At 70.5% G+C, this 18,843-nt stretch carries 20 protein-coding genes; 5 read left to right on the top strand and 15 right to left on the bottom strand.

The genetic code is table 11. From position 1 onward, the window contains the following. Nucleotides 1–32: 32 nt before the first annotated feature. From ACWZJV_RS26530 to ACWZJV_RS26485, 10 genes are all read right to left on the bottom strand, one after another. Nucleotides 33–1,358 (bottom strand): MSMEG_0569 family flavin-dependent oxidoreductase, encoded by a 1,326-nt coding sequence (locus ACWZJV_RS26530; protein WP_457179475.1) that lies wholly within the window; start codon nucleotides 1,356–1,358, stop codon nucleotides 33–35. Beyond that, on the bottom strand, nucleotides 1,355–1,672 hold the full coding sequence (locus ACWZJV_RS26525) for an MSMEG_0570 family nitrogen starvation response protein (RefSeq protein ID WP_457179474.1): 318 nt from the start codon (nucleotides 1,670–1,672) through the stop codon (nucleotides 1,355–1,357). Before ACWZJV_RS26525 ends, ACWZJV_RS26530 begins: the two co-directional genes overlap by 4 nt. Further along, nucleotides 1,665–2,579, bottom strand: coding sequence for a carbon-nitrogen hydrolase family protein (locus ACWZJV_RS26520; RefSeq protein WP_457179473.1), 915 nt, complete (start codon nucleotides 2,577–2,579; stop codon nucleotides 1,665–1,667). Before ACWZJV_RS26520 ends, ACWZJV_RS26525 begins: the two co-directional genes overlap by 8 nt. Beyond that, on the bottom strand, nucleotides 2,576–3,994 hold the full coding sequence (locus ACWZJV_RS26515; RefSeq protein WP_457179472.1) for an MSMEG_0567/sll0787 family protein: 1,419 nt from the start codon (nucleotides 3,992–3,994) through the stop codon (nucleotides 2,576–2,578). The genes ACWZJV_RS26520 and ACWZJV_RS26515 overlap by 4 nt, the downstream gene beginning before the upstream one ends. Continuing rightward, nucleotides 3,991–5,070 carry an MSMEG_0568 family radical SAM protein gene (locus ACWZJV_RS26510; protein WP_196874375.1) on the bottom strand — a complete coding sequence of 360 codons (1,080 nt, stop codon included), beginning with the start codon at nucleotides 5,068–5,070 and terminating at the stop codon, nucleotides 3,991–3,993. Before ACWZJV_RS26510 ends, ACWZJV_RS26515 begins: the two co-directional genes overlap by 4 nt. Before the next feature lie 10 nt (nucleotides 5,071–5,080). Further along, the gene (locus tag ACWZJV_RS26505; RefSeq protein WP_008361338.1) at nucleotides 5,081–5,617 is read right to left on the bottom strand and encodes an MSMEG_0572/Sll0783 family nitrogen starvation response protein; all 537 of its coding nucleotides are present in this window, start codon (nucleotides 5,615–5,617) and stop codon (nucleotides 5,081–5,083) included. 88 nt (nucleotides 5,618–5,705) lie between these two features. After that, nucleotides 5,706–6,530 carry an amidohydrolase family protein gene (locus ACWZJV_RS26500; protein WP_457179471.1) on the bottom strand — a complete coding sequence of 275 codons (825 nt, stop codon included), beginning with the start codon at nucleotides 6,528–6,530 and terminating at the stop codon, nucleotides 5,706–5,708. Between the two features lie 103 nt (nucleotides 6,531–6,633). Beyond that, nucleotides 6,634–7,293 (bottom strand): enoyl-CoA hydratase-related protein, encoded by a 660-nt coding sequence (locus ACWZJV_RS26495; protein WP_457179470.1) that lies wholly within the window; start codon nucleotides 7,291–7,293, stop codon nucleotides 6,634–6,636. A 17-nt stretch (nucleotides 7,294–7,310) separates the two neighbouring features. Continuing rightward, a complete protein-coding gene (locus tag ACWZJV_RS26490) occupies nucleotides 7,311–8,546 on the bottom strand; it encodes an NADH:flavin oxidoreductase/NADH oxidase family protein (RefSeq protein WP_457179469.1) in 1,236 nt (411 codons plus the stop codon). Further along, the gene (locus ACWZJV_RS26485; protein ID WP_457179468.1) at nucleotides 8,543–9,202 is read right to left on the bottom strand and encodes a TetR/AcrR family transcriptional regulator; all 660 of its coding nucleotides are present in this window, start codon (nucleotides 9,200–9,202) and stop codon (nucleotides 8,543–8,545) included. The genes ACWZJV_RS26490 and ACWZJV_RS26485 overlap by 4 nt, the downstream gene beginning before the upstream one ends. Nucleotides 9,203–9,320: 118 nt before the next feature. Here ACWZJV_RS26485 and ACWZJV_RS26480 point away from each other — a divergent pair, with 118 nt between their 5' ends. Further along, nucleotides 9,321–10,061: a nucleotidyltransferase domain-containing protein gene (locus tag ACWZJV_RS26480; protein ID WP_457179467.1), complete on the top strand. Its 741-nt coding sequence runs from the start codon at nucleotides 9,321–9,323 to the stop codon at nucleotides 10,059–10,061. A 3-nt stretch (nucleotides 10,062–10,064) separates the two neighbouring features. On the opposite strand, the gene ACWZJV_RS26475 is transcribed toward ACWZJV_RS26480, so the two are convergent. Together ACWZJV_RS26475 and ACWZJV_RS26470 are read right to left on the bottom strand one after the other, a co-directional pair. Beyond that, nucleotides 10,065–10,607 carry a class E sortase gene (locus tag ACWZJV_RS26475; protein ID WP_457179466.1) on the bottom strand — a complete coding sequence of 181 codons (543 nt, stop codon included), beginning with the start codon at nucleotides 10,605–10,607 and terminating at the stop codon, nucleotides 10,065–10,067. Between the two features lie 237 nt (nucleotides 10,608–10,844). Beyond that, entirely contained in the window at nucleotides 10,845–11,918 is a 1,074-nt protein-coding gene (locus tag ACWZJV_RS26470) for a class I SAM-dependent methyltransferase (protein WP_457179465.1), read from the bottom strand. 234 nt (nucleotides 11,919–12,152) lie between these two features. Here ACWZJV_RS26470 and ACWZJV_RS26465 point away from each other — a divergent pair, with 234 nt between their 5' ends. Together ACWZJV_RS26465 and ACWZJV_RS26460 are read left to right on the top strand one after the other, a co-directional pair. Beyond that, nucleotides 12,153–12,290: a lariocidin/triculamin family lasso peptide core domain gene (locus tag ACWZJV_RS26465; RefSeq protein WP_457179464.1), complete on the top strand. Its 138-nt coding sequence runs from the start codon at nucleotides 12,153–12,155 to the stop codon at nucleotides 12,288–12,290. A gap of 302 nt (nucleotides 12,291–12,592) precedes the next feature. Then, on the top strand, nucleotides 12,593–13,699 hold the full coding sequence (locus ACWZJV_RS26460) for an asparagine synthase-related protein (protein WP_457179463.1): 1,107 nt from the start codon (nucleotides 12,593–12,595) through the stop codon (nucleotides 13,697–13,699). On the opposite strand, the gene ACWZJV_RS26455 is transcribed toward ACWZJV_RS26460, so the two are convergent. Beyond that, nucleotides 13,678–14,544, bottom strand: a complete 867-nt coding sequence (locus tag ACWZJV_RS26455) for a GNAT family N-acetyltransferase (protein WP_457181991.1) — start codon at nucleotides 14,542–14,544, stop codon at nucleotides 13,678–13,680. The two genes, ACWZJV_RS26460 and ACWZJV_RS26455, sit on opposite strands and share 22 nt — an antisense overlap. A gap of 87 nt (nucleotides 14,545–14,631) precedes the next feature. Beyond that, a complete protein-coding gene (locus ACWZJV_RS26450; RefSeq protein ID WP_008361354.1) occupies nucleotides 14,632–14,844 on the bottom strand; it encodes a dodecin in 213 nt (70 codons plus the stop codon). A 111-nt stretch (nucleotides 14,845–14,955) separates the two neighbouring features. Here ACWZJV_RS26450 and zwf point away from each other — a divergent pair, with 111 nt between their 5' ends. Continuing rightward, nucleotides 14,956–16,392, top strand: a complete 1,437-nt coding sequence (gene zwf, locus ACWZJV_RS26445; RefSeq protein WP_457179462.1) for a glucose-6-phosphate dehydrogenase — start codon at nucleotides 14,956–14,958, stop codon at nucleotides 16,390–16,392. Beyond that, nucleotides 16,389–17,381, top strand: coding sequence for a 5'-3' exonuclease (locus ACWZJV_RS26440; RefSeq protein ID WP_457179461.1), 993 nt, complete (start codon nucleotides 16,389–16,391; stop codon nucleotides 17,379–17,381). The genes zwf and ACWZJV_RS26440 overlap by 4 nt, the downstream gene beginning before the upstream one ends. On the opposite strand, the gene ACWZJV_RS26435 is transcribed toward ACWZJV_RS26440, so the two are convergent. Next, the gene (locus ACWZJV_RS26435) at nucleotides 17,378–18,829 is read right to left on the bottom strand and encodes a hypothetical protein (protein WP_457179460.1); all 1,452 of its coding nucleotides are present in this window, start codon (nucleotides 18,827–18,829) and stop codon (nucleotides 17,378–17,380) included. The genes ACWZJV_RS26440 and ACWZJV_RS26435 overlap by 4 nt on opposite strands. Between the last annotated feature and the right edge of the window lie 14 nt (nucleotides 18,830–18,843).

Genomic DNA, 18,843 nt, shown 5'->3' with positions numbered 1-18,843 from the left:
TCCGTCGTCATCGTTCCGGCCCGGGATCTCCCTCAGGCCACCGCCGAGGCGTCCAACGGCGCCGGGGACCGCCGCCGCGCCAGGTCGGCGGCGGGCTCGGTGGCCGGACCGGTCCGGCCCGTTCGACCGGTGATCTCACCGGTGACGTATTCCGCATCCGCGGCGACGCCGAGGAAGCGGCCGGAGCCCCAGGTGTGCAGCCAGGGCAGACCGAGGAAGTAGAGCCCGGCGACGCCGGTCACGCCCCGGGTGTGGGTCGGCCGCCCGCTCCCGTCGAAGACACCGGCTCGGACCCAGCGGTAGTCGGGCCGGTAGCCGATCGCCCAGATCACCGTCGTGATGCCCGCCTCGGCGAGGTCGAGACGGGTCGGTTCGGCCTCCGGCTCCCAGACCGGCCGGTACGCCTCGGCCGGCGCGACGTCGAGACCCTGCGTCTCGATGTAGGCGTCGATGTCGCGGCAGATCGAGCGGTAGACGTCGTCGGCGGAGTCGAGGGCGCCGCGCAGCGTCGGCGCGATCGCGAGATCGGTGCCCGCCCCGGACTCGAGCCGCCCGTAGAGCCGCATGCCCTCGGTGGCGAACTGGCGCAGGTCGATGTCCCTGCCGCCGTCGCGGCCGGTGACGTAGTGGTTGGTCTTCTCGCGAGCGGCCGGCCCGCCCGGGTAGCTGGCGACCGGGGTGTCGTAGAGCCCCATCTCGGCGAGCCAGGTCATGCAGTCACGCCCGCGGTGGAACCGGGCGACCCGGGGCGCGTCGCCGATCGCGAGGTGCACCTGGCGTCCCTCCAGGTGCAGGTCTTCGGCGATCTGCGCGCCGGACTGCCCCGAGCCGACCACCAGGACGCCGCCGGGGCGAAGCCGTGAGGCGCTCTTGTAGTCGGCCGAGTGCAGCTGGTCGACGGCGGGGTCGAGCGCGGGCGCCCAGGCCGGCACGACCGGTACGTGGTAGCCGCCGGTCGCGACCACGACGTGCTCGACCTCCCAGGCCTCGGCGCCCTCGGGTCCCTCGGCCTCGACCAGGAACCCGCCGTCGGCGCGCTGGGTCAGGGAGGTCACCCGGGTGTGCTCGCGCAGCGGCGGGCCGAAGCTCGGCGCGTAGCCGGCGAGCCACCTCGCCACCTCGTCGCGGGTCATGAAGCCGTCAGGGTCGGGCCCGGCGTACTCGTAGCCGGGCAGGCGGCAGTGCCAGTTGGGCGTCACCAGGGTGAAGTTGTCCCAGCGGGTGTCGGCCCACTCGTGGCCGGCGGTGCCCGCCTCGAGGACGACGTGGTCCACGCCGTCGCGGACGAGGAACCAGCTGGCGGCCAGGCCTGCCTGCCCGCCGCCGACGATCGCGACGGTGGTGCGGTGGGTGGTCATCGGAGCTCCCGGGGTGTCGAGGTGGCGGGCAGGGGCGGGTGCATCGCGAGGACGGTGACGTACTGGCCGAACTCGTACGCAGCGGCCGAGGCGCGCAGCTGATCGGCCGTCGCCATCGCGCTGGTGCAGGCGAAGCCGAACTTCGCGCGGACCCGCTCGGAGGCGGTCGCCAGGGCCGTGAGGCTGCGGTCGAGGAAGTCGTCGACGGCGTACGTCCCTCCGACCGCGAGGTGGTCGTGCATCACCAGCGAGGGTGAGTAGCAGTCCTCGACCCGTCCGTCGGGCCAGCGCACGGTGAAGGTCATCTCAGGCATGCCCGTCACCCACCGGGCTGAACGGCTCGGCGGTCGCCAGCGCGGACGGGTACGCCTCGGGCCGGCGGTCCCGCAGGTGGAACATCGCCCGGCGCGCGGTTGCCAGGGCGCTGGGCACGTCCAGCTCGGCCACGGCCATGCCGGCGTCGACGCCGGTGGTCGCCAGGACGTCGCCGCCCGGACCGACCACCTTCGCGTTGGCGACGAAGCGGAGCTTGCCGAAGGTCCCGTGCTGGTTGGAGGCGAGCCAGACGACCTGGTTCTCGAGCGCCCTGGCGGCGTCGAAGAGGTTGAACCGCTTCGTCCAGCGGTCGTCCTCGATCGAGGCGCTGGTGGCGGTGCGGGACGCCGGCCAGGCCGAGATGCAGGCGATGATCTCGGCGCCGTCGACGGCGAGCGCCCGGGCTCCCTCGGGGAACGCCTTGTCGTAGCAGATCAGGGTGCCGATCCGGCCCGCCGGCGTGTCCACGCAGCCGAACCCGTCGCCGGCCGCGTAGTAGAGGTTCTCCCCCAGCGGCTGGTGCACCTTGCGGTGGGCACCCAGCACGCCGTCGCCGGTGACGACGGCGGCCGTGTTGTACCGGTCGGCGCCGTCGGACTCGCACAGGCCGACGACCACGGTCATGTCTCCGGCCAGCGCGGCGACCCGCGCGAGCTCGGGCCCGTCGATGTCCATCACGGGCGGGAGGTCGTCGGGCGCCTCGTCGTGGTTGCCGTCGCGCCCGGCGCCGAGGACGGAGAGGTATCCGCCGAGACAGGCCTCGGGAAGGGCGAGCAGGCCGACGCCTGCCTGGCGGGCGTCGTCGATGAGGGCGCCGATCTGGGCGAGGTTCTCGTCCACGTCGCGGCCGAAGCCGGCGCAGACGGCCGCGACGGCGCTGCCGCGGTGGGTGTCGGTGGTGGTCATGTGGCAGGTCCTAGTCCGGTGACGGTGTGGTCGATGGCGTCGGTGACGGTCCCGTCCGGCCAGCGCAGGCCGACGCCGGTGCCCGCGACGAGCTCGCCGCAGACGGCGGAGGAGACGAAGCCGGGCAGGCCGGCCGGTGTCGCGGCGCGGCCGGGTTCCTCGGCCGTGAGCATCGCGAAGCCCGGGAAGCAGGTGAACCAGTCCGCGGTCGCGGCTGCCTCCGGGGTGGGGACGGCGGCGACGTCGATGATCGCGCGACAGCCGCTGGCCTCGGCCAGCATGCCGGCGGTGCCGACCAGGCCGGCCATGCTGACGTCCTTGGCGGCCGTCGGGGCCAGTGCGGGCACGACTCCGGACAGCGCCCGCAGCTCGGCCGAGGTGCGGTGCGAGGACGAGTCCCACTGCCGACCCTGGTAGCCGGGCCGCCACCCTCCGCCGAGGTCCGCGCTCAGGCGCAGCCGGTGGCCGGGTGCTCCCCCGCCGCCCGGAACCGGGCGTTCCGCGCGCCCGAGGGCGGTGACCGAGAGCGCGGCCGGGACGCCGAGCTGGGTGTGCCCACCGAGGACGGGTACGCCCCACGCCTGCGCCGCCTCGGCCAGCCCGCGCACGATCCGGCGGGCGAAGGAGGCGTCCCGGGCGCCGATGGCGTCGAGCAGCCCGACCGGCTCCGCGCCCATCGCGGAGAGGTCGTTGACGTTGACGAGGACCGCGCACCAGCCGGCCCACTCGGGGTCGCGTTCGACCATCGAGGGCAGGATCGCGTCGCAGGCGGCGACCAGGTCGCTGCCGGGCACGGGAGCTCCGTCGTCGCCCCGGAACCCGGGGGTCGAGCGCCCGACCAGCGCGCCGATCAGGTCGCCGAGGGGTGACTTGGTGGCCTCGGACAGCTGCCGGATGCGCTCCATCGGCCACTCCATGACCACATGGGTCATGTCGTGCAGGTGGATCCGTTCGCGCGGGACCCAGCCCAGCCGCCGGAAGAGTCCCTCGTTGCGGGCCTGGACCGTCGCGTCGAAGCGGAGCGCACCGGCCTGCTCGGCCGCCGCGCAGGCCGCCCGGACCAGCGCCGCGCCGACGCCGAGCAGCTGGCGGGCGTCGGCCTTGACCGCCAGCCGGCTCCCGCGCCACCAACCCACGTCAGGTGCGTCCGGCTGCGCCGGGTGGAGGCGTACGCCGCCCAGGACCTCGCCGTCGTCGGCCCGGGCGAGCAGCACGATCCGGCGCGGGTCCTCGTCGACGTCGTCGAGGTCGGAGCCCGCGAAGAGGCCCTGCTCGGTGACGAAGACCTCGCGACGCAGGCGGAGGTAGGCCTCCAGATCGGCCGCGGTCTCGGCGCGGACCACGCGGTAGCCCTCCAGGCTCGGCGCCCGGCGCACCCCACCGGCCAGGATGACGTCGTCGAGCAACTCGGTCATGCCGACTCCTCCCCGCAGGCTCCCAGTGCCGAGCAGGCACCGCACGACGCGCAGCCGGCGGCCTGGTCGGCGCCGGCCATCCCGGCCCGGCGCAGGAGCGCGGCGACGCGCGAGGTGACCCGGTAGACGTCGGCGTGCGGTGGCGCGGGGACGGCGTCGACGTCCTTGGCGAGGGTGCCGTCCAGCGGGCGGTAGGGCACCACGAACGGGTAGACGCCCATCGCGATGAGCTCCTCGCAGCCCGCGACCAGCTCGTCGGGATCCTCGCCGAGGCCGACCAAGATATAGGTCGAGACCTGGTTCCAGCCGAAGACGCGGACCGCCTCCGCCCACGCAGCGCGATACTCACTCATGGGCACCGAGCCCTTGCCCGGCATCCAGCGCAGGCGGGCCGCGTCGTCGAGCGACTCGACGTGGATGCCGATCGAGCGGGCGCCGGCGTCGTAGAGCTCCTGGATCGAGGCGAGGTCACCCGGCGGCTCGCACTGCACCTGGATGGGCAGGTCGGGCACCGCCTCGTGCACCGCGCGTACGCAGCGCGCCAGATGGGTCGCCCCGCGGTCACGTCCCCGGGAGGTGCCCGTGGTCATCACCATCTGGGTGACCCCGTCGAGCTCGACGGCCGCCTTGGCGACCTCGGCGAGCTGGGCGGGCTGCTTGACCGCGACCGTGGAACCCTGGCGCAGCGACTCCTCGATCGCGCAGAACCGGCACCGCTCCTCCTCCGCATAGCGGGCGCAGGTCTGCACGACGGTCGTGGCGAGCACGTTGGCCGAGTGCAGGCGCGCGATCTTGTCGTAGCCGACGCCGTCGGCGGTGGTCAGGTCGTAGAAGCGGGGCCGGGCGACGGCCTCGACCCCGAGACCGGTGTCGGCGCCGTCGAGGAGCAGCTTGCCGCCGCGTACGGAATAGGGGCTGCGGGGGTTGAGCGGGATGGCCGCGCCGACCCCGTCCAGGAGGACGTGGCCGTCGTCGCTCGGTCCGGCGCCCGAGCGGCGGGCGACGGGGGCGTCGAGCAGGCGGATCCCCTGGATGGCGACGTCGACGCGGGTGCTGGACGAGATCGGCGAGGTCATGGCCGGTCCCTCAGAGGTTGTAGGTCGAGTTGATGATGGCGCCCTTGCGGGCGTAGTGGATCAGCGCGTCCTGCACGTCGAGCGGGTGCGAGGGCACGACGCCCTCGATCAGGTCCTCCTCGCGCAGGCCGTGGAGGCCCATCCCGAAGCGGCAGCAGAAGACCGTGCCGCCCTCCTTGATGAACGTCTCGATGGCGCCGTTGGTGTTGAGCTCGCCGGGGAAGCCGGCGTCACCCATCGTCGGGAAGCCACGCGAGGCCATGCAGGCGAGCGTGCCCGGGCCGTAGAAGTAGATGGCCGACTCGAAGCCCTTGCGCAGCGCGCGCGTGGCCTGCAGGACGGCGACGAAGCTGACCGAGGACTCGTGCGGGATGCCGTGGACGAGGGTGAAGTAGGTCTCCCCCTCCTCGGCCTGGTAGTCGGGGAAGATCTTCGTCGAGCCGTAGATGTTGGTGCCCGGCTGCGACGAGGGGTGCGGGATCTCGCCGAGCGACTTGGCCATGTTCTCGGCGATCTGGGCGTCGATGTCAGCGGTGTCAGTGGTCACGAGGGTCTCCAGAGAGGTCGGATGAGCGGTGCGGGATGGGAGCGGGCTCGTCGTCCTTGACGAGTGGCCGGCGGTGGAGCCGCCGGTCTCAGCCGTAGAGGGCTGAGAAGTTGTGGTGGAAGAAGGCGTCGGCGAGCTCGCCGTCGCCGGCCGCGGCGGAGAGGCGGGCATGCTCGCCGGCGAAATCGCCCCACGGGGCGTCGGTGGCGAAGAGGATGCGGTCGTGCCCGACGCCGCGGCGCTCGATCTCCTGGACCAGCCAGGTCGGCGCGAAGCCGATCGCCCAGCTGGTGTCGGTGTAGACCTGCATCCCGGCCTCGATCCAGTCGAAGAGCCGGCCGCCGATGAGCTTCATGTGACCGCTCATCCCGCCGCCGAGATGCACGAGATGGAGGCGTACGTCGCGGGCGTAGCGCTCCACGAGCGTGCCGATCTGGTCGACGTCGGAGGCGGCGCCGGGCGAGGTGTGCACATGCACGGTCAGGTCGTGCTCGCGCGCGGTGGCGAAGACCTTGTCGAGCTGCTCGAGGCAATCCGGGTCGGCGGGGTGGCCGCCGAGCAGGAAGCTGGTCTTGAGCGCGGCCACGCCGTCCTCGCAGGCGAGGGCGAGGGCGGCGTCGTTGCGGGCGGAGTCGGTCGGCTTCGGCGAGACCCACAGGCCGCACCGGATCCGGTCGTCGCTCTGGGCGGCCTCGATGGCCAGGTGGTTGAGGTCGAAGGCGATGTCGGGGTCGGGCACGCCGTAGTTCGGCAGCACCAGCGCGCGCTCGATCCGGTCGGCGTCGAGGTCGGCGACCAGCTCCTTCACGGTGTCGCGCGCGGTCACGTCGGCGTTGATCGCGGGACCCCCGTAGAAGGGGTACGCCGGCAGCCGGCCGATGTGGCGGTGCGCATCGCGAAGGGGCTTGGTCATGGCATCAAGCCTTCGGCCCGGGTGTTTCGGGCTGGTTACCCCTGGAATACGGAGTGAGCGTCAGCTCGTAAGTTCGAGGTAACGCGGATTGCGGGGCCGCCCCTCAGGCGCCCTCGGTCGTGAGAGCGGCGACCGCGGTGGCGTACATCGTCGACTTGATCGTGCCGAGCGTCTCGGCCGGCTTGCCGGCGAGCGGGGCGACGCGGGCGATGGCCTGCTCGAGGAGCTCGGTCTCGGGTGCGGTGCCGTCGACGATGCCGGCGGCGAGCGCGTCGGGGCCGGGGAACCGGCGGCCGGTGGTCATCGAGTCGGTCGCCGCCCGCGGGGTGAGCTTGGCCTGGATCAGGGCGGCCATGCCGGGCGTGAACGGGATCTGGATGTCGACCTCGGGGAAGCAGAAGAAGCCGCGGTCCTCGCGCATGACCCGCCAGTCGAGAGTCATCGCGAGCATCGCGCCGGCGCCGAAGGCGTGGCCGTTGATCGCCGTGGCCGTCGGCACCGGGAGGACCAGGAGGCGGGCGAGGAGTGCCTGGACCCGGGCGACGTACGGCTCGAACTGGTCGGCGTTCTGGCCGAGCCAGTCGAGGTCGAGGCCGTTGGAGTAGAACTTGCCGGTCGCGGTCAGGACCAGCGGCGCCGGCGCGGCCACGACCTTGTCGACGGCGTCGTTCACCGACGTCATCCAGTCGGGGCTGAACCGGTTCTCGGTGTCGCCGATGTCGAGGACGTACACGCCGTCCGTCTGGGTCAGGGTCGTCGTCATGGTCGTTCCTTCCGGGGTCAGCCGCGCGGGGAGCGCAGGCTCTCGAGGCCGTTGTTGAGGAGGTACTGGGTCACGTTGAGGGCGGCGTGCCGGTCGGGTGCCGGCTCCTTGCCCTTGGCCATCCGCCACATCTGGACGCTGTAGTAGGTCAGCTCGGTGAGGCTGTCGAGCATCCGGATCCCGCTGCGGCGCGGGTTGACGACGCTCTCGTCGGCGCGGCCGGCGAGCAGCTCGGCCGGGAAGTCGGGCTGCACGGTGAGCGGCCGTCCCAGGCCGACCAGGTCGACCGCGCCGGACTCGACCGCGTCGACCATCCCGCCGGCCGTACGGAACCCGCCGGTGAGCATCAGTGGCAGCGTCGGGAGCTCGGCACGGACCCGCTCGGCGTACGCGAGGAAGTAGGCCTCCCGCCGCCGGGTGCTCGCCTTCAGCGACGGGTCCACGCCGAGCATGGCCGCCGAGGTGTAGGTGCCGCCGGAGATCTCGAGCAGGTCCAGGCCCTCCTCGGCGAGCGCGTGGACGACTTCCAGGGACTCCTCCTCGCCGAAGCCGCCCTTCTGGAAGTCGGCGGAGTTGAGCTTGATCGCGACCGGGATGTCTGCCCCGACCTCGGCGCGGATGGCGCGGAGCACCTCGAGCACGAAGCGGCGCCGTTTCTCGGGTGTTCCACCCCAGGCGTCGGTGCGCTGGTTGGACAGCGGCGAGAGGAACTGGCTGATCAGATAACCGTGCGCGCCATGGATCTGTACGCCGTCGAAGCCCGCTCCGGTCACGATCCTCGCGGTCCTGGCGAAGCGGCGGATCAGGTCCTCGATCTCTGCTGCGGTCAGCGCGCGGGGCTCCGCGAAGAGCCCGCCCGTGCCGGGCACGGCGACGGCCGAGGGTGCCACCGGATGGGCGGTGAGGGTGCGCGGCGTCTGCCGGCCCGGGTGGTTGATCTGCACCCACACCTTCGAGCCGCCTGCCTTGGCGATCTGCGCCCACTCGGCGAGATCGTCGGCGTGGCGATCGTCCTCGACCACGACGTTGCCCGGCTCGCCGATCGCGGTGCGGTCGACCATCACGTTGCCAGTGATCGAGAGCCCGACACCGCTGCTCGCCCAGCGCCGGTAGAGGTTCTTGATGCGGCTTCCCGGGGTGAAGTCGCGACGCCCGAGGCCCTCGCTGAGAGCGGCCTTGGCGAGCCGGTTCGGGATCACGAACCCGTTCGGCAGCTCGAGCGGCTGGGCCAGGATCGAGTGGTCTCGGGTCACGGGTTGCTCCTCGGTGTGGACGGTTCTGTAGGTGAAGCCTTGGCTGGCCGTGGCTCGAGCGGGACGGCGAGGATGGCGCGGACGGCGGCCTCCAGGCGGGCGGCGGTCGCCGCGTCGGCCTCACGGTCCTCGAGGAGGCAGCGGCGCAGGATGCCGCCGGGCAGGTCGACGACACACACTGCGATCGCCTCGACCGCGATCCGGTCGCCGCGTTCCCACACCCCGCGCGCCAGCGTGATCAGCACCTCGACGAACTTCTCCTGCACGGAGCTCAGCTCGGTCTCGATCTCGGGCGGAAGGTCGGCGGAGAAGAGCTGGTCGCGGCGCTGGGCGAAGAACAGCCGAGCGCTGGCCGGGAAGCGGCGTACGAACTCGACGGGGGTCAGTGCCACCGCCACGACGGCGTCCTCGCCGGAGGTCTCGGCTCGCTCCCCCATCGCCTCCGCCATCAGGTCGCCCAGCCGGCACCAGGACCGCAGCCACAGCCGGGCGAGCAGCACGTCCTTCGAGCCGAACGCGTGGTAGATCGTCCCGTTCGACGCCCCCGCCGCGGCCGCCAGCGACCGCAGCGTCAGCCCGGAGGGGTCACCGCTCGTCACGATCTGCTCGGCGACGTCGAGGAGGTCATCGAGCGTGTGCAGCCGCTGTCGGGACATGCTGAGACTCTAAATAGAGCGAATGCTCTAGATCAACGGTTCTTCGCTGTGTCTGGGGTCACATTCTGGGGTGATAACGGGATGACTCCGTGCCCGTCGAACCGGCACGCTCTACCCCATGAATTCGCCGAACCGCCCGGATCCTGTCGTGGCTGCGCGGGACCTGGTCCTCGCCCGCTTCCCGGATGCGGAGCAGGCCTGGCTCGGAGGTTCGGTGGTTCTGGGCGGAGCGACGCCGATGTCGGACCTCGACATCACCGTGCTCGACCCGACCGCGGCAGCCCACCGCGAGTCCCTGCGTCATCTGGGCTGGCCGGTCGAGCTCTTCGTCCACACCGACGCGAGCATCCGCCACTTCGTCGCCCAGAACCTGGCCGAGCGCAAGCCCACGATGGCGCGGCTCGTCGCGCGAGGCGTACCTCTTCTTCCTGGCGACGGCGGAGCGGCCGTACGCCGCTACTGCGAGGACGTCCTCCAAGCCGGCCCCGCTCCGCTCCCGGCTTCGGCCCTGGCGGGCGCGAGGTACGCGCTGAGCGATCTCGTCGACGACCTGCAAGGCGCCGGTACGGGGCCGGAGGGCACCGCGATCGCGGTCGAGACCTGGCGGCGTACGGCCGAGCTGGTCCTCGACGTCAACGGCTGCTGGTGCGGTGGCGGCAAGTGGCTGATGCGCGAGCTCATCGCCCTCGACGCCGCGGCCGGGACGACCTGGGCACCCCGTCTCGACGCCGGTCTGGCCGCCGCCCTCGCCGGCGACACGGTCCTGCTCCGGGAGACCGCCGAGGACTGCCTCGCCCTGGCCGGTGGTCGACTCTGGGAGGGGTTCCACCAGGCGGCCCCGCTCGCCGCGCGTCGCTGACCGTCACCGGATGGCGACGAGAACGCCGATCTTGTCGATGCGGTGCTCGGGGTTGTCGAACTCGTCGGACCAGTAGTTGCCGGCGGCGTGGTCCTCGGGCGTGGCGCAGGTCGACAGCGTGATCATCGCGCGGGTGGGCTCCTCACCGGGCCTGCCGGGAACCGGCGCCCGCTGCGCCCGCAGCGACGCCTCCGACCGGAACGACGTCTCCCGGGTGGCGGTGATGCGATAGACGTACGTCGCCTCCTCGGTGCGCACGGAGACCCGGTCGCCTCGCCTCAGCTCGGGCAGCCTGAGGAACGCCTGCGTGGACGAGAGCCGGTGCGCGGTCACCTGGTAGTTGCCGATCCCACCCGGCCCGGTGCCGCCGCGAGACCCGAACGGGCTGGCCGCGACGCCGCCGTTCTGGATCTCTGTCCCGGGAGCGTCGTCGGTCCAGCCCCGGTACGGAACGACCTCCAGGTCGTTGACGCCGATCTTCGGGATGGACAGCTCGCCACGCAACGGCCTTCCGTCGGAGGACAACGGCGCCGTCTCGGTGGGCATAGGTGACGTAGTGGAGGTCGGGGATGCCGTCGCGGTCGGGGCTGCGGTCGTCGACGGCGCCGCTGATGGCGTGCCGGTCGCAGCACGGGGCTGTGCGCCGCACCCGCCGGCCGCGAGTGTCCCGAGGACCGCGAGGACGGCCCCGGATGACGTGAACTTCATGGCGCCGCCTCGGGCAAGCTGCCGGACGGAGATCCACGGTACGTCGCGGCGACAAGGCTGCTCCGACGATTTTGGTCAGGAGAGCCGGTAGAAGCGCCAGAACCCGAACTCCTCGATCGGCAGAACCTCGAACCCGCCGAAGCCCGCCGCCTCGCCGTACCCCTTCAGGGTCGACGGCCGCATCACCGTCCCGGTCCCGACGCTCGGCGGCGACGAGAGCCCGTCCGGCAGACACACCAGCAGACTGAACCCGTACATGATCTGCTCCAGCTCATCACCGTCCGGAGCGAAGCTGTCCGCCACGGCCTCGTCCATCACCACCATGGATCCCCCAGGCGCCAGCGTCTTCCTGACTGCACTGAGAACGTCGACCGGCCGCGGCATGTCGTGCACGCACTCGAACGCGAACGCCATATCCACCGTCCCCTCCTGAACCGTCGCTGCGTCCTGGCACAGGAACCGCACCCGATCCTCGACCCCTGCCTCCCGCACGTTCGCCACCGCCATGTCGACCGAAGGCTGGTCGATGTCGATGCCGAGCACGGTGGCCTCGGGGTAGGCACGAGCCAAGGCGATGCTTGACCATCCCCCACCGCAGCCCACGTCGAGAATCCGGCACCCCGGCGCGGAGAGAGCGTCGTGGACGACGGGAACACCGGCCAGCGCCGGCCCGAGCTGCTTCACGTACCACGGCCGATTGGCATCCGCCTGCGACTGCCGAGCGTCATCGCCGAGGTCGTCCCAGCTCACCCCACCACCCTTCCGGTAAGCCTCCATCAGCCGAGGCAGCACCGGCCCCACCGCCCCGAACATCCGCGCGATGGGCACCAGATAGGCCAGGCTCGTCGCATCGGTCATCACCTCCGCCGTACTGGCCGGAATCGCGAACCGCCGCTCATCGGGGCTGCCGTCAGCCTCGACCACCAACAGCCCACTCACCGCCTGCTGCTCGAGCCACTCCCGTGCGTACCGAACCTGCGTCCCCGTACGCTCCGCCAGCTCGGCCGCACTCGCCGGCCCGTCATCCGCCAGCGACCGATACCAACCGAGCCGGTCCCCGATGAATACCGAGACGATCTCCACCGTGCCGAGGAGTGACCCGAAGAGCCGCTCGGCAACCTCATCCGCCGTCTGCTGCGATGCATCCATCGATCCACTTTGGGTCGATCGACACACACTCACGCAGTCAGGTTCCGGCGATACTTGGTTTGAGGTACGGGCGCAGAACAGGCCCGACGCAACTCCCCTCGTTAAAGCATTGACGGCTTGACTCCCCCAAGGCATGTTGGAATTGCCTGACCACAGACGCGCGTCAGGTGGCGCATGTCATGACAATCTCGGGCTGTGGATATCCGCTGCCCTCGGCGGAAGGCAGGTGAAGCCATGGCAGCGAAGTCCAGGCCGGGCGACGGTCAGCACGCACGAGGCCGTAAGGGCGGCAGCCGCCTCGGGCCAGAGGTCCATGTCGGCGGGCTGTTCAAGAGCGTGGTGCTCTTGGTCAAGGGCATCGTCACTCGGTGACGGGACCACCGTTCACAAGAACCGAGGAACAGGTCAACCGCGGCATTCGTCAGCACGTCAAAGATGTGCTTCGGCCAAGACGCGGCCCGCGGACAGCAACGTGGCATGTCGATCCCGTAGGCCGCCGGCACGTAGTGCCTCGGATTCAGGCCGGCAGTCGGTTCGACCTCAGCCATCTTGCGCTCTATCTGTCGCCGCCAGCGCTGTTCGGCGAGTTCAGACCCGCCTCGCCGTGGAGGGGCTGGACCCTGCAACGAGAGACAACGTCGCCCGTGAAATCGACGAGCTCTCGGCTCCGGTCGGTGTTCGATCGCACGGTCGAAGAGCTGGTTGCCGGTCATGGCGCGGTTGCGGTGAGGGTGTCGGGCGGCATGGACAGCGCAGCAGTGCTGTCGTCGCTGGCTCGCGTCGCTTCATCGGACGTCCAGGTGACGGCGCTCGTCACCGAGGCAATCGCTGACTCTGGCGAGCGGGCGTCGGAACAGGCGTCGAGGATCGTCAGGAGCATCTTTCAGGATGAGGCGCGAGCCAAGATAGTTGTGCTGCCGAGGTCCAAGATTGCTACACCCGCTTGGAGCGCGGTGGGCCCTCGGTTGGAGGCCGCTCCCGCACGGAACGCAGCAGCCGTCACCGCTGCTGCCGAGGTCGGGGCGACATTGATCCTGAGCGGTGACGGCGCGGACGAACTTCTCACCACACCAGCCTTCTTGGGACGTCGCATTGCGCGCGCGGGCGCAGCGTCCAGCTTGTTGCGCTACCTCGGAGACCACCGGCCCGCGGACCTGGTTGCTACGGCGGTCGCCTCGGCATCTGAGCTCCTGCTGAGCAGACGGACTGAGCAAGCGGCCCGCGTCTATGGCGCTCTGATCGGCGATCCTGTCGGAGAAGGGGATGCAGCCCTCGAACCCGCCTTCGCAGCATTCGTTCGCGAATGGTCGTCGGAGTACGACCGCGCGCTGCAAGAACTGCTTTCGGATCTGCTCGCGGACGGATGGGCTCATACTGAGGCACATCTGGCGATCTGGCCTCAGGATCAGCTTCACGTCGGATCGGAGATACCAATCCGGTCTCCGTTTCTCGAGCAACCATTCATAAGTCACGCGCTCGGCTTGCCGCTACAGGAACGTTGGGACGCCAGGCTGCCAACTCCCTACCTCCGCCGCAAGGCGGCGGTGGCGCTCCTCCTCGATCCTGGTGTCGCGACAGCACTTCCTCGTCACAAGGAAGGGTTTTCCACCGACCTGGCCCGCTCGCTCTTCACCGACCACGACACCCCGACGTTGCTCGATCTCGGGCTGGTGCGGCCTCACACACTGATAAGAGACACCGCGACCGTGATGACGTTACGCGCGCTGGAAGACTGGGTGATCGGTGCTCTCGACCGTGGCTACCTGCCGGTGCGCTCGTAGCTGTGCAGGTGATCCACGACCTCGAACCCCGCCGCGTCGTACAGCGCCAAGGCGGCGGTGCGATCCCGATCGGTGCCGGGAGCATCGTGATCAACATAGAGGATCACCTCGGTAGCACCCAGCGATACAAGATGACGCAGTCCGACGCTGAGAACGGCTCTGCCCAGGCCGCGACCGCGATGCGCGTCGTCGACGTGAAGCCACTCAACGATGCCTGTGCCGGAAGGCAGCAGTCCTACCTCGACAACTCCCTCGTCCGGCCCGGCCTCCGAGGTGATCCTCCACGTCTGAGGATCTTCGCCCTCAGCGACAGTGAACGCAGCGGCAAGACCATCGTCGGCGAGCAGTGGGTCCGACGGCGTGAGGTCTCGGCGCATGTAGACCCACATGTCCTCGTCGGCGAAACCACGGGAGAGAAGTGCTTGGTGGACGTCAGCTCGCAGGTGGACGGGCAGACCCTCCATACCCTCGTCGAGCGCGGTGGCGAAGTAGAACGCGCGCTGCGCTTTCGTGCCCTGTAACGCCTTCAGGGCTGCATCCACCAACGTACCGACGGTGCCATGGTCATCGGCCGCCAGCCACAGCAGATAACCAGCGCCGTCCGCCTTCGATGTGCCGACTGCTACCGCTCCGGCCAACCCTTCCTCACCAGGGACAACCAGGTGTCGAAGGCTTCTGAGCTCCGCCCACCAACCGCCGTCGATGGGGCTGGTGCCTTCAAGCGCTGCCTGGACCATCTGAGCCGACACCCGCGGCTGGCCCGGAATCGGGTCCCGCTGCCTCAGCAGTTGGACAAGTTGGTCGAAGTCCGACTCGGCATACGGCCGCACCGTGGAGGTTTGCATGGCCACCGTGACCAACTCCTCTCGCTATCCACGATGCTACGGCAACGGCGAACAACGATACGTCGGACGCGGAGCTATCGCGGGCGCTCAGTCGTCCTCCATCCGGAAGCCGACCTTGAGCCCGACCTGGAAGTGCTGGATCTCGCCCTCTTCGAGGTGGCCGCGGATCTGGGTGACCTCGAACCAGTCCAGGTGACGCAGGGTCTGGGTGGCGCGACCGAGGCCGCTGCGGATGGCGTCCTCGAGTCCGACCTCGGAGGTTCCGACGATCTCGGTGACGCGGTAGGTGTGCGCAGACATGGCGTGCCTCTCGTGTTGGTGGATGTATCCACCATGGATCCGAGGTCGACCCCGTGCAAGGGGTCCGGCGCGCTGACCTGCCGGTGTGACCCCGAGTGGGAGACTGAGCACGTGTCCTCCAAACCAGCCCCGCACGTACTCGTTCTCTTCGGCGCGACCGGCGACCTGGCCGCGCGCAAGCTGTTCCCCGGGCTGTATCGGCTCGCCCTCGCCAAACGGCTCCCCGACCAGTTCGCGGTCATCGGCAGCGGGCGGCGCTCGCCGGGCACCGACGACGAGTTCCGCGACCAGGTTCGCCAGGCGCTGAAGGAGTTCGTCGGCGACGTCGACGAGTCTGTCGCGGGGCCGCTGCTGGAGCGGATCCGCTTCGTCGCCTCCTCCGCCGACGACGGCGCCGCGCTGGCCGAGGCGGTGCACGAGGCCGAGGACCGGCTCGCGCTGGACAGCGGGCAGACGGTGGGCGACGTACAGCGCCTTCTCTATCTCTCTGTGCCGCCGCAGGCGGTGGAGCCGATGGTCGGGATGCTCGACCGTGAGGGGCTGAATCTGCGCAGCCGGCTGGTCGCGGAGAAGCCGTTCGGCACCGACCTCGCCTCGGCACGCGAGCTCGACGCCGTGCTCAGCGAGGCCTTCGACGAGCCGCAGATCTTCCGGATCGACCACTTCATCGGGAAGGAGGCCGTGCAGAACTTGCTGGCGCTGCGTTTCGCCAACGGCCTCTTCGAGCCCGCGTGGAACCGGCACAGCATCGAGTCGGTGCAGATCGACGTACCGGAGAAGCTCACCGTCAAGGGGCGCGGCAGCTTCTACGAGGGAACCGGCTGCCTGCGCGACATGGTCACCACCCACCTGTGCCAGCTGCTCGGGTTCGTGGCGATGGAGGACCCGCACGCCTTCCGCGAGGGCGCGATCCGCGCGGCGAAGGCCGCCGCCTTCGCGGCAGTCCGGCCGCTGGACCCCGAGCGCGTGGTCCTCGGGCAGTACGACGGCTATCGCGAGGAGCCCGACGTCGCCGCCGACTCCGAGGTGGAGACGTACGTCGCGATCGAGGCGTGGATCGACAACGACCGCTGGCGCGGGGTGCCGTTCTACCTGCGCACCGGCAAAGCGCTCGCGGCCGGGCGGCGGACGATCACGATCCGGTTCACCGACCCGCGGCACCGCTGGCTGCAGCCGGCCGATCCTGGCTCGGCCCAGCCCAACGAGCTGGTGATCGAGCTCAGCGACGACGCGCATATCGAGATCGAGGTACGCGCCAAGCGCCCCGGTCCCGGCATGGCGCTGACCGAGGGGGTGTTCCGCCTCGACCTCGCCTGCGACGCACCGGACGCCGGACCGCTGGAGGCGTACGAGCGGCTCCTGCTCGACGTCATGAACGGCGACCGCACCCTGTTCACCAGCGCGCGCGAGGTGGAGCGGCTGTGGGAGATCTGCCAGCCGGTCCTCGAGCACCGGCCCGCCGTGCACAGCTACCCGCAGGGATCCTGGGGGCCGGAATCGGCGCTCGAGCTGCCAGAAGGCGGCTGGAGGCTGGGAAGGAACCAGTGAGCAGCGCGCCCCGCCGCCTCCTGCTCGTCGTCGACGCGCCGTCCCTGCTCCACCGCAACCATCACGCGCGGGCGCACACCCGCATGGTCGACCGTGCCGGCCGGCCCGCCTGGGCGCTGCACGGGATGCTGCGGCAGATCCTTGACTCGATCGACGCCTTCGCCCCGGACGCGGTGCTCTTCGGTCTCGACGACCGCACCGCGTCCGTACGCCGCGACGCCTATCCCGACTACAAGGCCGGGCGCGCTGAGAAGGACCCGATGCTGGTCGAGCAGCTCGGCCGCGCCGGCGCGATGCTCGACGCCCTCGGACTCGCGACCCTCACTCCCCCGGGCCTCGAGGCCGACGACGTCAACGCCTCCGCCGCGGCGTGGGCGGTCCGCAACGGCTGGAACTGCGTCGTCATCACCTCCGACCGCGACGCGTTCGCGCTGATCAGCGAGCACACCCAGGTCCTACGGCTGATCAACGGCGGTATCAACGGCTCTCCCCTCCTCAACCCCGCCCGGCTCTATTCGATGTACGGCGTTCCCGCCACTCGCTACCTCGAGTACGCCGCGCTCCGCGGTGACGCCAGCGACAACCTGCCCGGGGTGAGCGGCATCGGCGAGAAGACCGCCGCCGCGCTCCTCGACCAGTTCGGCCCCATGGACGGCGTCTGGGCCGACATCTCCGACAACGACGGGCAGAAGGTGACCGAGGTCCTCGACGCGTGGGCGGTCGACACCGGCGTACGCCGCATCGGCTCGCGCGTCGTCCGCGCCCTGTCCGCGCCCGGCGCGCGGGAGCGCTACGACTTCAACCTGCGGATGATGACCTGCCACGACGACCTCGACCTCCGCCTCACCCCGGACATCCCCGGCACCCCCGGCCTGCTCCCGCTCGACATCGACCGGGTCACCCGGGTCGTGGGCTTCCTCGGTGTCGAGGCGACCACGGCCGTGGCGCAGCGGGTGCTGAGCACGAACCCCGCCTCGACCTCGTTCTAGACGGTCGAGTTCCAAGCCTCGGTCGCCGTCTTCTCGGCCTCCGGCCTGGCCGCGTCGATCTGCTCCGCGCACGCGACGCCATGTCTGGAGAAGTCTGTCTTCTCCACAACGCCCCGACCCGTCGCGGTCGACCGTATCCACGCCACGATCGTGCCGGTCTCATCCTCGCCGCCGCAGTCGTACGGCGCCGAGACGAGACCGACCAGCCTCGTGTCCTGCCAACCGACTCCACGCAGCAGCGTCATCACCTTCCGCAGCTCGTCAGGCCGGAAGGATCCTTCTGGCTTGGGATAGGCCAGGACGTACGGCCTTCGCTTGTCGACCCCGACCAAGTCAGGTCCCCAGAGGATGACGTAGCCGAGCTTCGCTATCTCTGCCAGCCTCGGCGCAACCCGGGCCACCTCGGAAGGCCGGTCCACGATATGTGCTGGGCCTGCGCTGTCGCCGTACCACTCGACCGGCTCCGGCCAGGTCACGGCGAGCTCGAGCTGGGGATCGATCTCGACCGCCGCCGCTCCGACGGCACCGACATCGCTCAGTGTCGCGGTCTCGGCGGTGATCTCGGTGAGACCCATGTCGACCTCGATCACGGCCGTCGCCCCGGCACCACGGAGACTCCGGGCGGCCGCCAGAGCAGGCTCGATCCGCTGACCTTTGGCACCCGAGTACGTGACGGCTTCAGTGTCCTCACCGACCTCGATCCGAGCGACCTCGCCCTTCTCGAGGATGCTCTCGACGGCACTCCAGACCGCAGGCGCCTCTCGCTCGTCGCCGACCGAAGTGCGAAGGTCGGAGATCCGACCGTCTCGACCCACCTCCAGCGTCACCGGCATCCGGAGGGCCTCGGCCAGCCGGCCCAACCTGGTAGCTGTCTTGTCGGGATCGTCCAACGGAGAACGCCGGACCCAGACCGCATCTCCGCCCGCCGAGTCCGCGCCGCCGCCGTGGACGAGGATCTCCCACGACCTCCTGGCCAGGCTCTGATCGGCAGCGACCAGAGCGAACAACTTCTGCGCGATCCCGACCCGCGCGCTCGCATCGGCAACCGTCACGCGCGCCTGCAGCTGCAAGGATCGGTCCCGGAGCTCGATCCGCTCCACCTCGGCTTCACGCAGTGCCCCGTACGTGACCAGCGCGGCCGCAGTATCGCGGCTGCCGGGAAGCGCCTCGACCTCGGCGACGCCAAGGCGAGCCACCCACCGACCGCGCGCCGGCCCAGCGTTCAAGCGCCCGAGGACCTTCTTCGCCTGCTCCACCGTGATCCCGTCGGCCAGCACGACTCGCTTCTCGTCGACGTCGACGTCGCGTACGCCAGGCATCTGCGCGACCTCGCCCTGCAACCGCCGTTCGACCTGCCCGTCCGAACCCCACCACCGCACACCGCCGGCAACAGCGCCCGCGATCAGCACAGCCACAGCAACCACCGCGAACCAACGCCCCCGAGTCATGGCCTGATGCTCGC

The sequence above is a fragment of the Nocardioides sp. WG-D5 genome, assembly GCF_054031175.1.
This window is presented reverse-complemented; position numbering and strand designations above follow the sequence as displayed.

Excerpts from the sequence above, each read along its gene's own strand:
- ACWZJV_RS26465 (WP_457179464.1), top strand. The coding sequence starts at position 12,153 with ATGGCAGCGAAGTCCAGGCCGGGCGACGGTCAGCACGCACGAGGCCGT.
- ACWZJV_RS26525 (WP_457179474.1), bottom strand. The coding sequence starts at position 1,672 with ATGCCTGAGATGACCTTCACCGTGCGCTGGCCCGACGGACGGGTCGAG.
- ACWZJV_RS26450 (WP_008361354.1), bottom strand. The coding sequence starts at position 14,844 with ATGTCTGCGCACACCTACCGCGTCACCGAGATCGTCGGAACCTCCGAG.
- ACWZJV_RS26485 (WP_457179468.1), bottom strand. The coding sequence starts at position 9,202 with ATGTCCCGACAGCGGCTGCACACGCTCGATGACCTCCTCGACGTCGCC.
- ACWZJV_RS26455 (WP_457181991.1), bottom strand. The coding sequence starts at position 14,544 with ATGCAAACCTCCACGGTGCGGCCGTATGCCGAGTCGGACTTCGACCAA.
- ACWZJV_RS26495 (WP_457179470.1), bottom strand. The coding sequence starts at position 7,293 with ATGACGACGACCCTGACCCAGACGGACGGCGTGTACGTCCTCGACATC.
- ACWZJV_RS26510 (WP_196874375.1), bottom strand. The coding sequence starts at position 5,070 with ATGACCTCGCCGATCTCGTCCAGCACCCGCGTCGACGTCGCCATCCAG.
- ACWZJV_RS26500 (WP_457179471.1), bottom strand. The coding sequence starts at position 6,530 with ATGACCAAGCCCCTTCGCGATGCGCACCGCCACATCGGCCGGCTGCCG.
- ACWZJV_RS26515 (WP_457179472.1), bottom strand. The coding sequence starts at position 3,994 with ATGACCGAGTTGCTCGACGACGTCATCCTGGCCGGTGGGGTGCGCCGG.
- ACWZJV_RS26475 (WP_457179466.1), bottom strand. The coding sequence starts at position 10,607 with ATGCCCACCGAGACGGCGCCGTTGTCCTCCGACGGAAGGCCGTTGCGT.
- ACWZJV_RS26530 (WP_457179475.1), bottom strand. The coding sequence starts at position 1,358 with ATGACCACCCACCGCACCACCGTCGCGATCGTCGGCGGCGGGCAGGCA.
- ACWZJV_RS26435 (WP_457179460.1), bottom strand. The coding sequence starts at position 18,829 with ATGACTCGGGGGCGTTGGTTCGCGGTGGTTGCTGTGGCTGTGCTGATC.
- ACWZJV_RS26480 (WP_457179467.1), top strand. The coding sequence starts at position 9,321 with ATGAATTCGCCGAACCGCCCGGATCCTGTCGTGGCTGCGCGGGACCTG.
- ACWZJV_RS26470 (WP_457179465.1), bottom strand. The coding sequence starts at position 11,918 with ATGGATGCATCGCAGCAGACGGCGGATGAGGTTGCCGAGCGGCTCTTC.
- ACWZJV_RS26520 (WP_457179473.1), bottom strand. The coding sequence starts at position 2,579 with ATGACCACCACCGACACCCACCGCGGCAGCGCCGTCGCGGCCGTCTGC.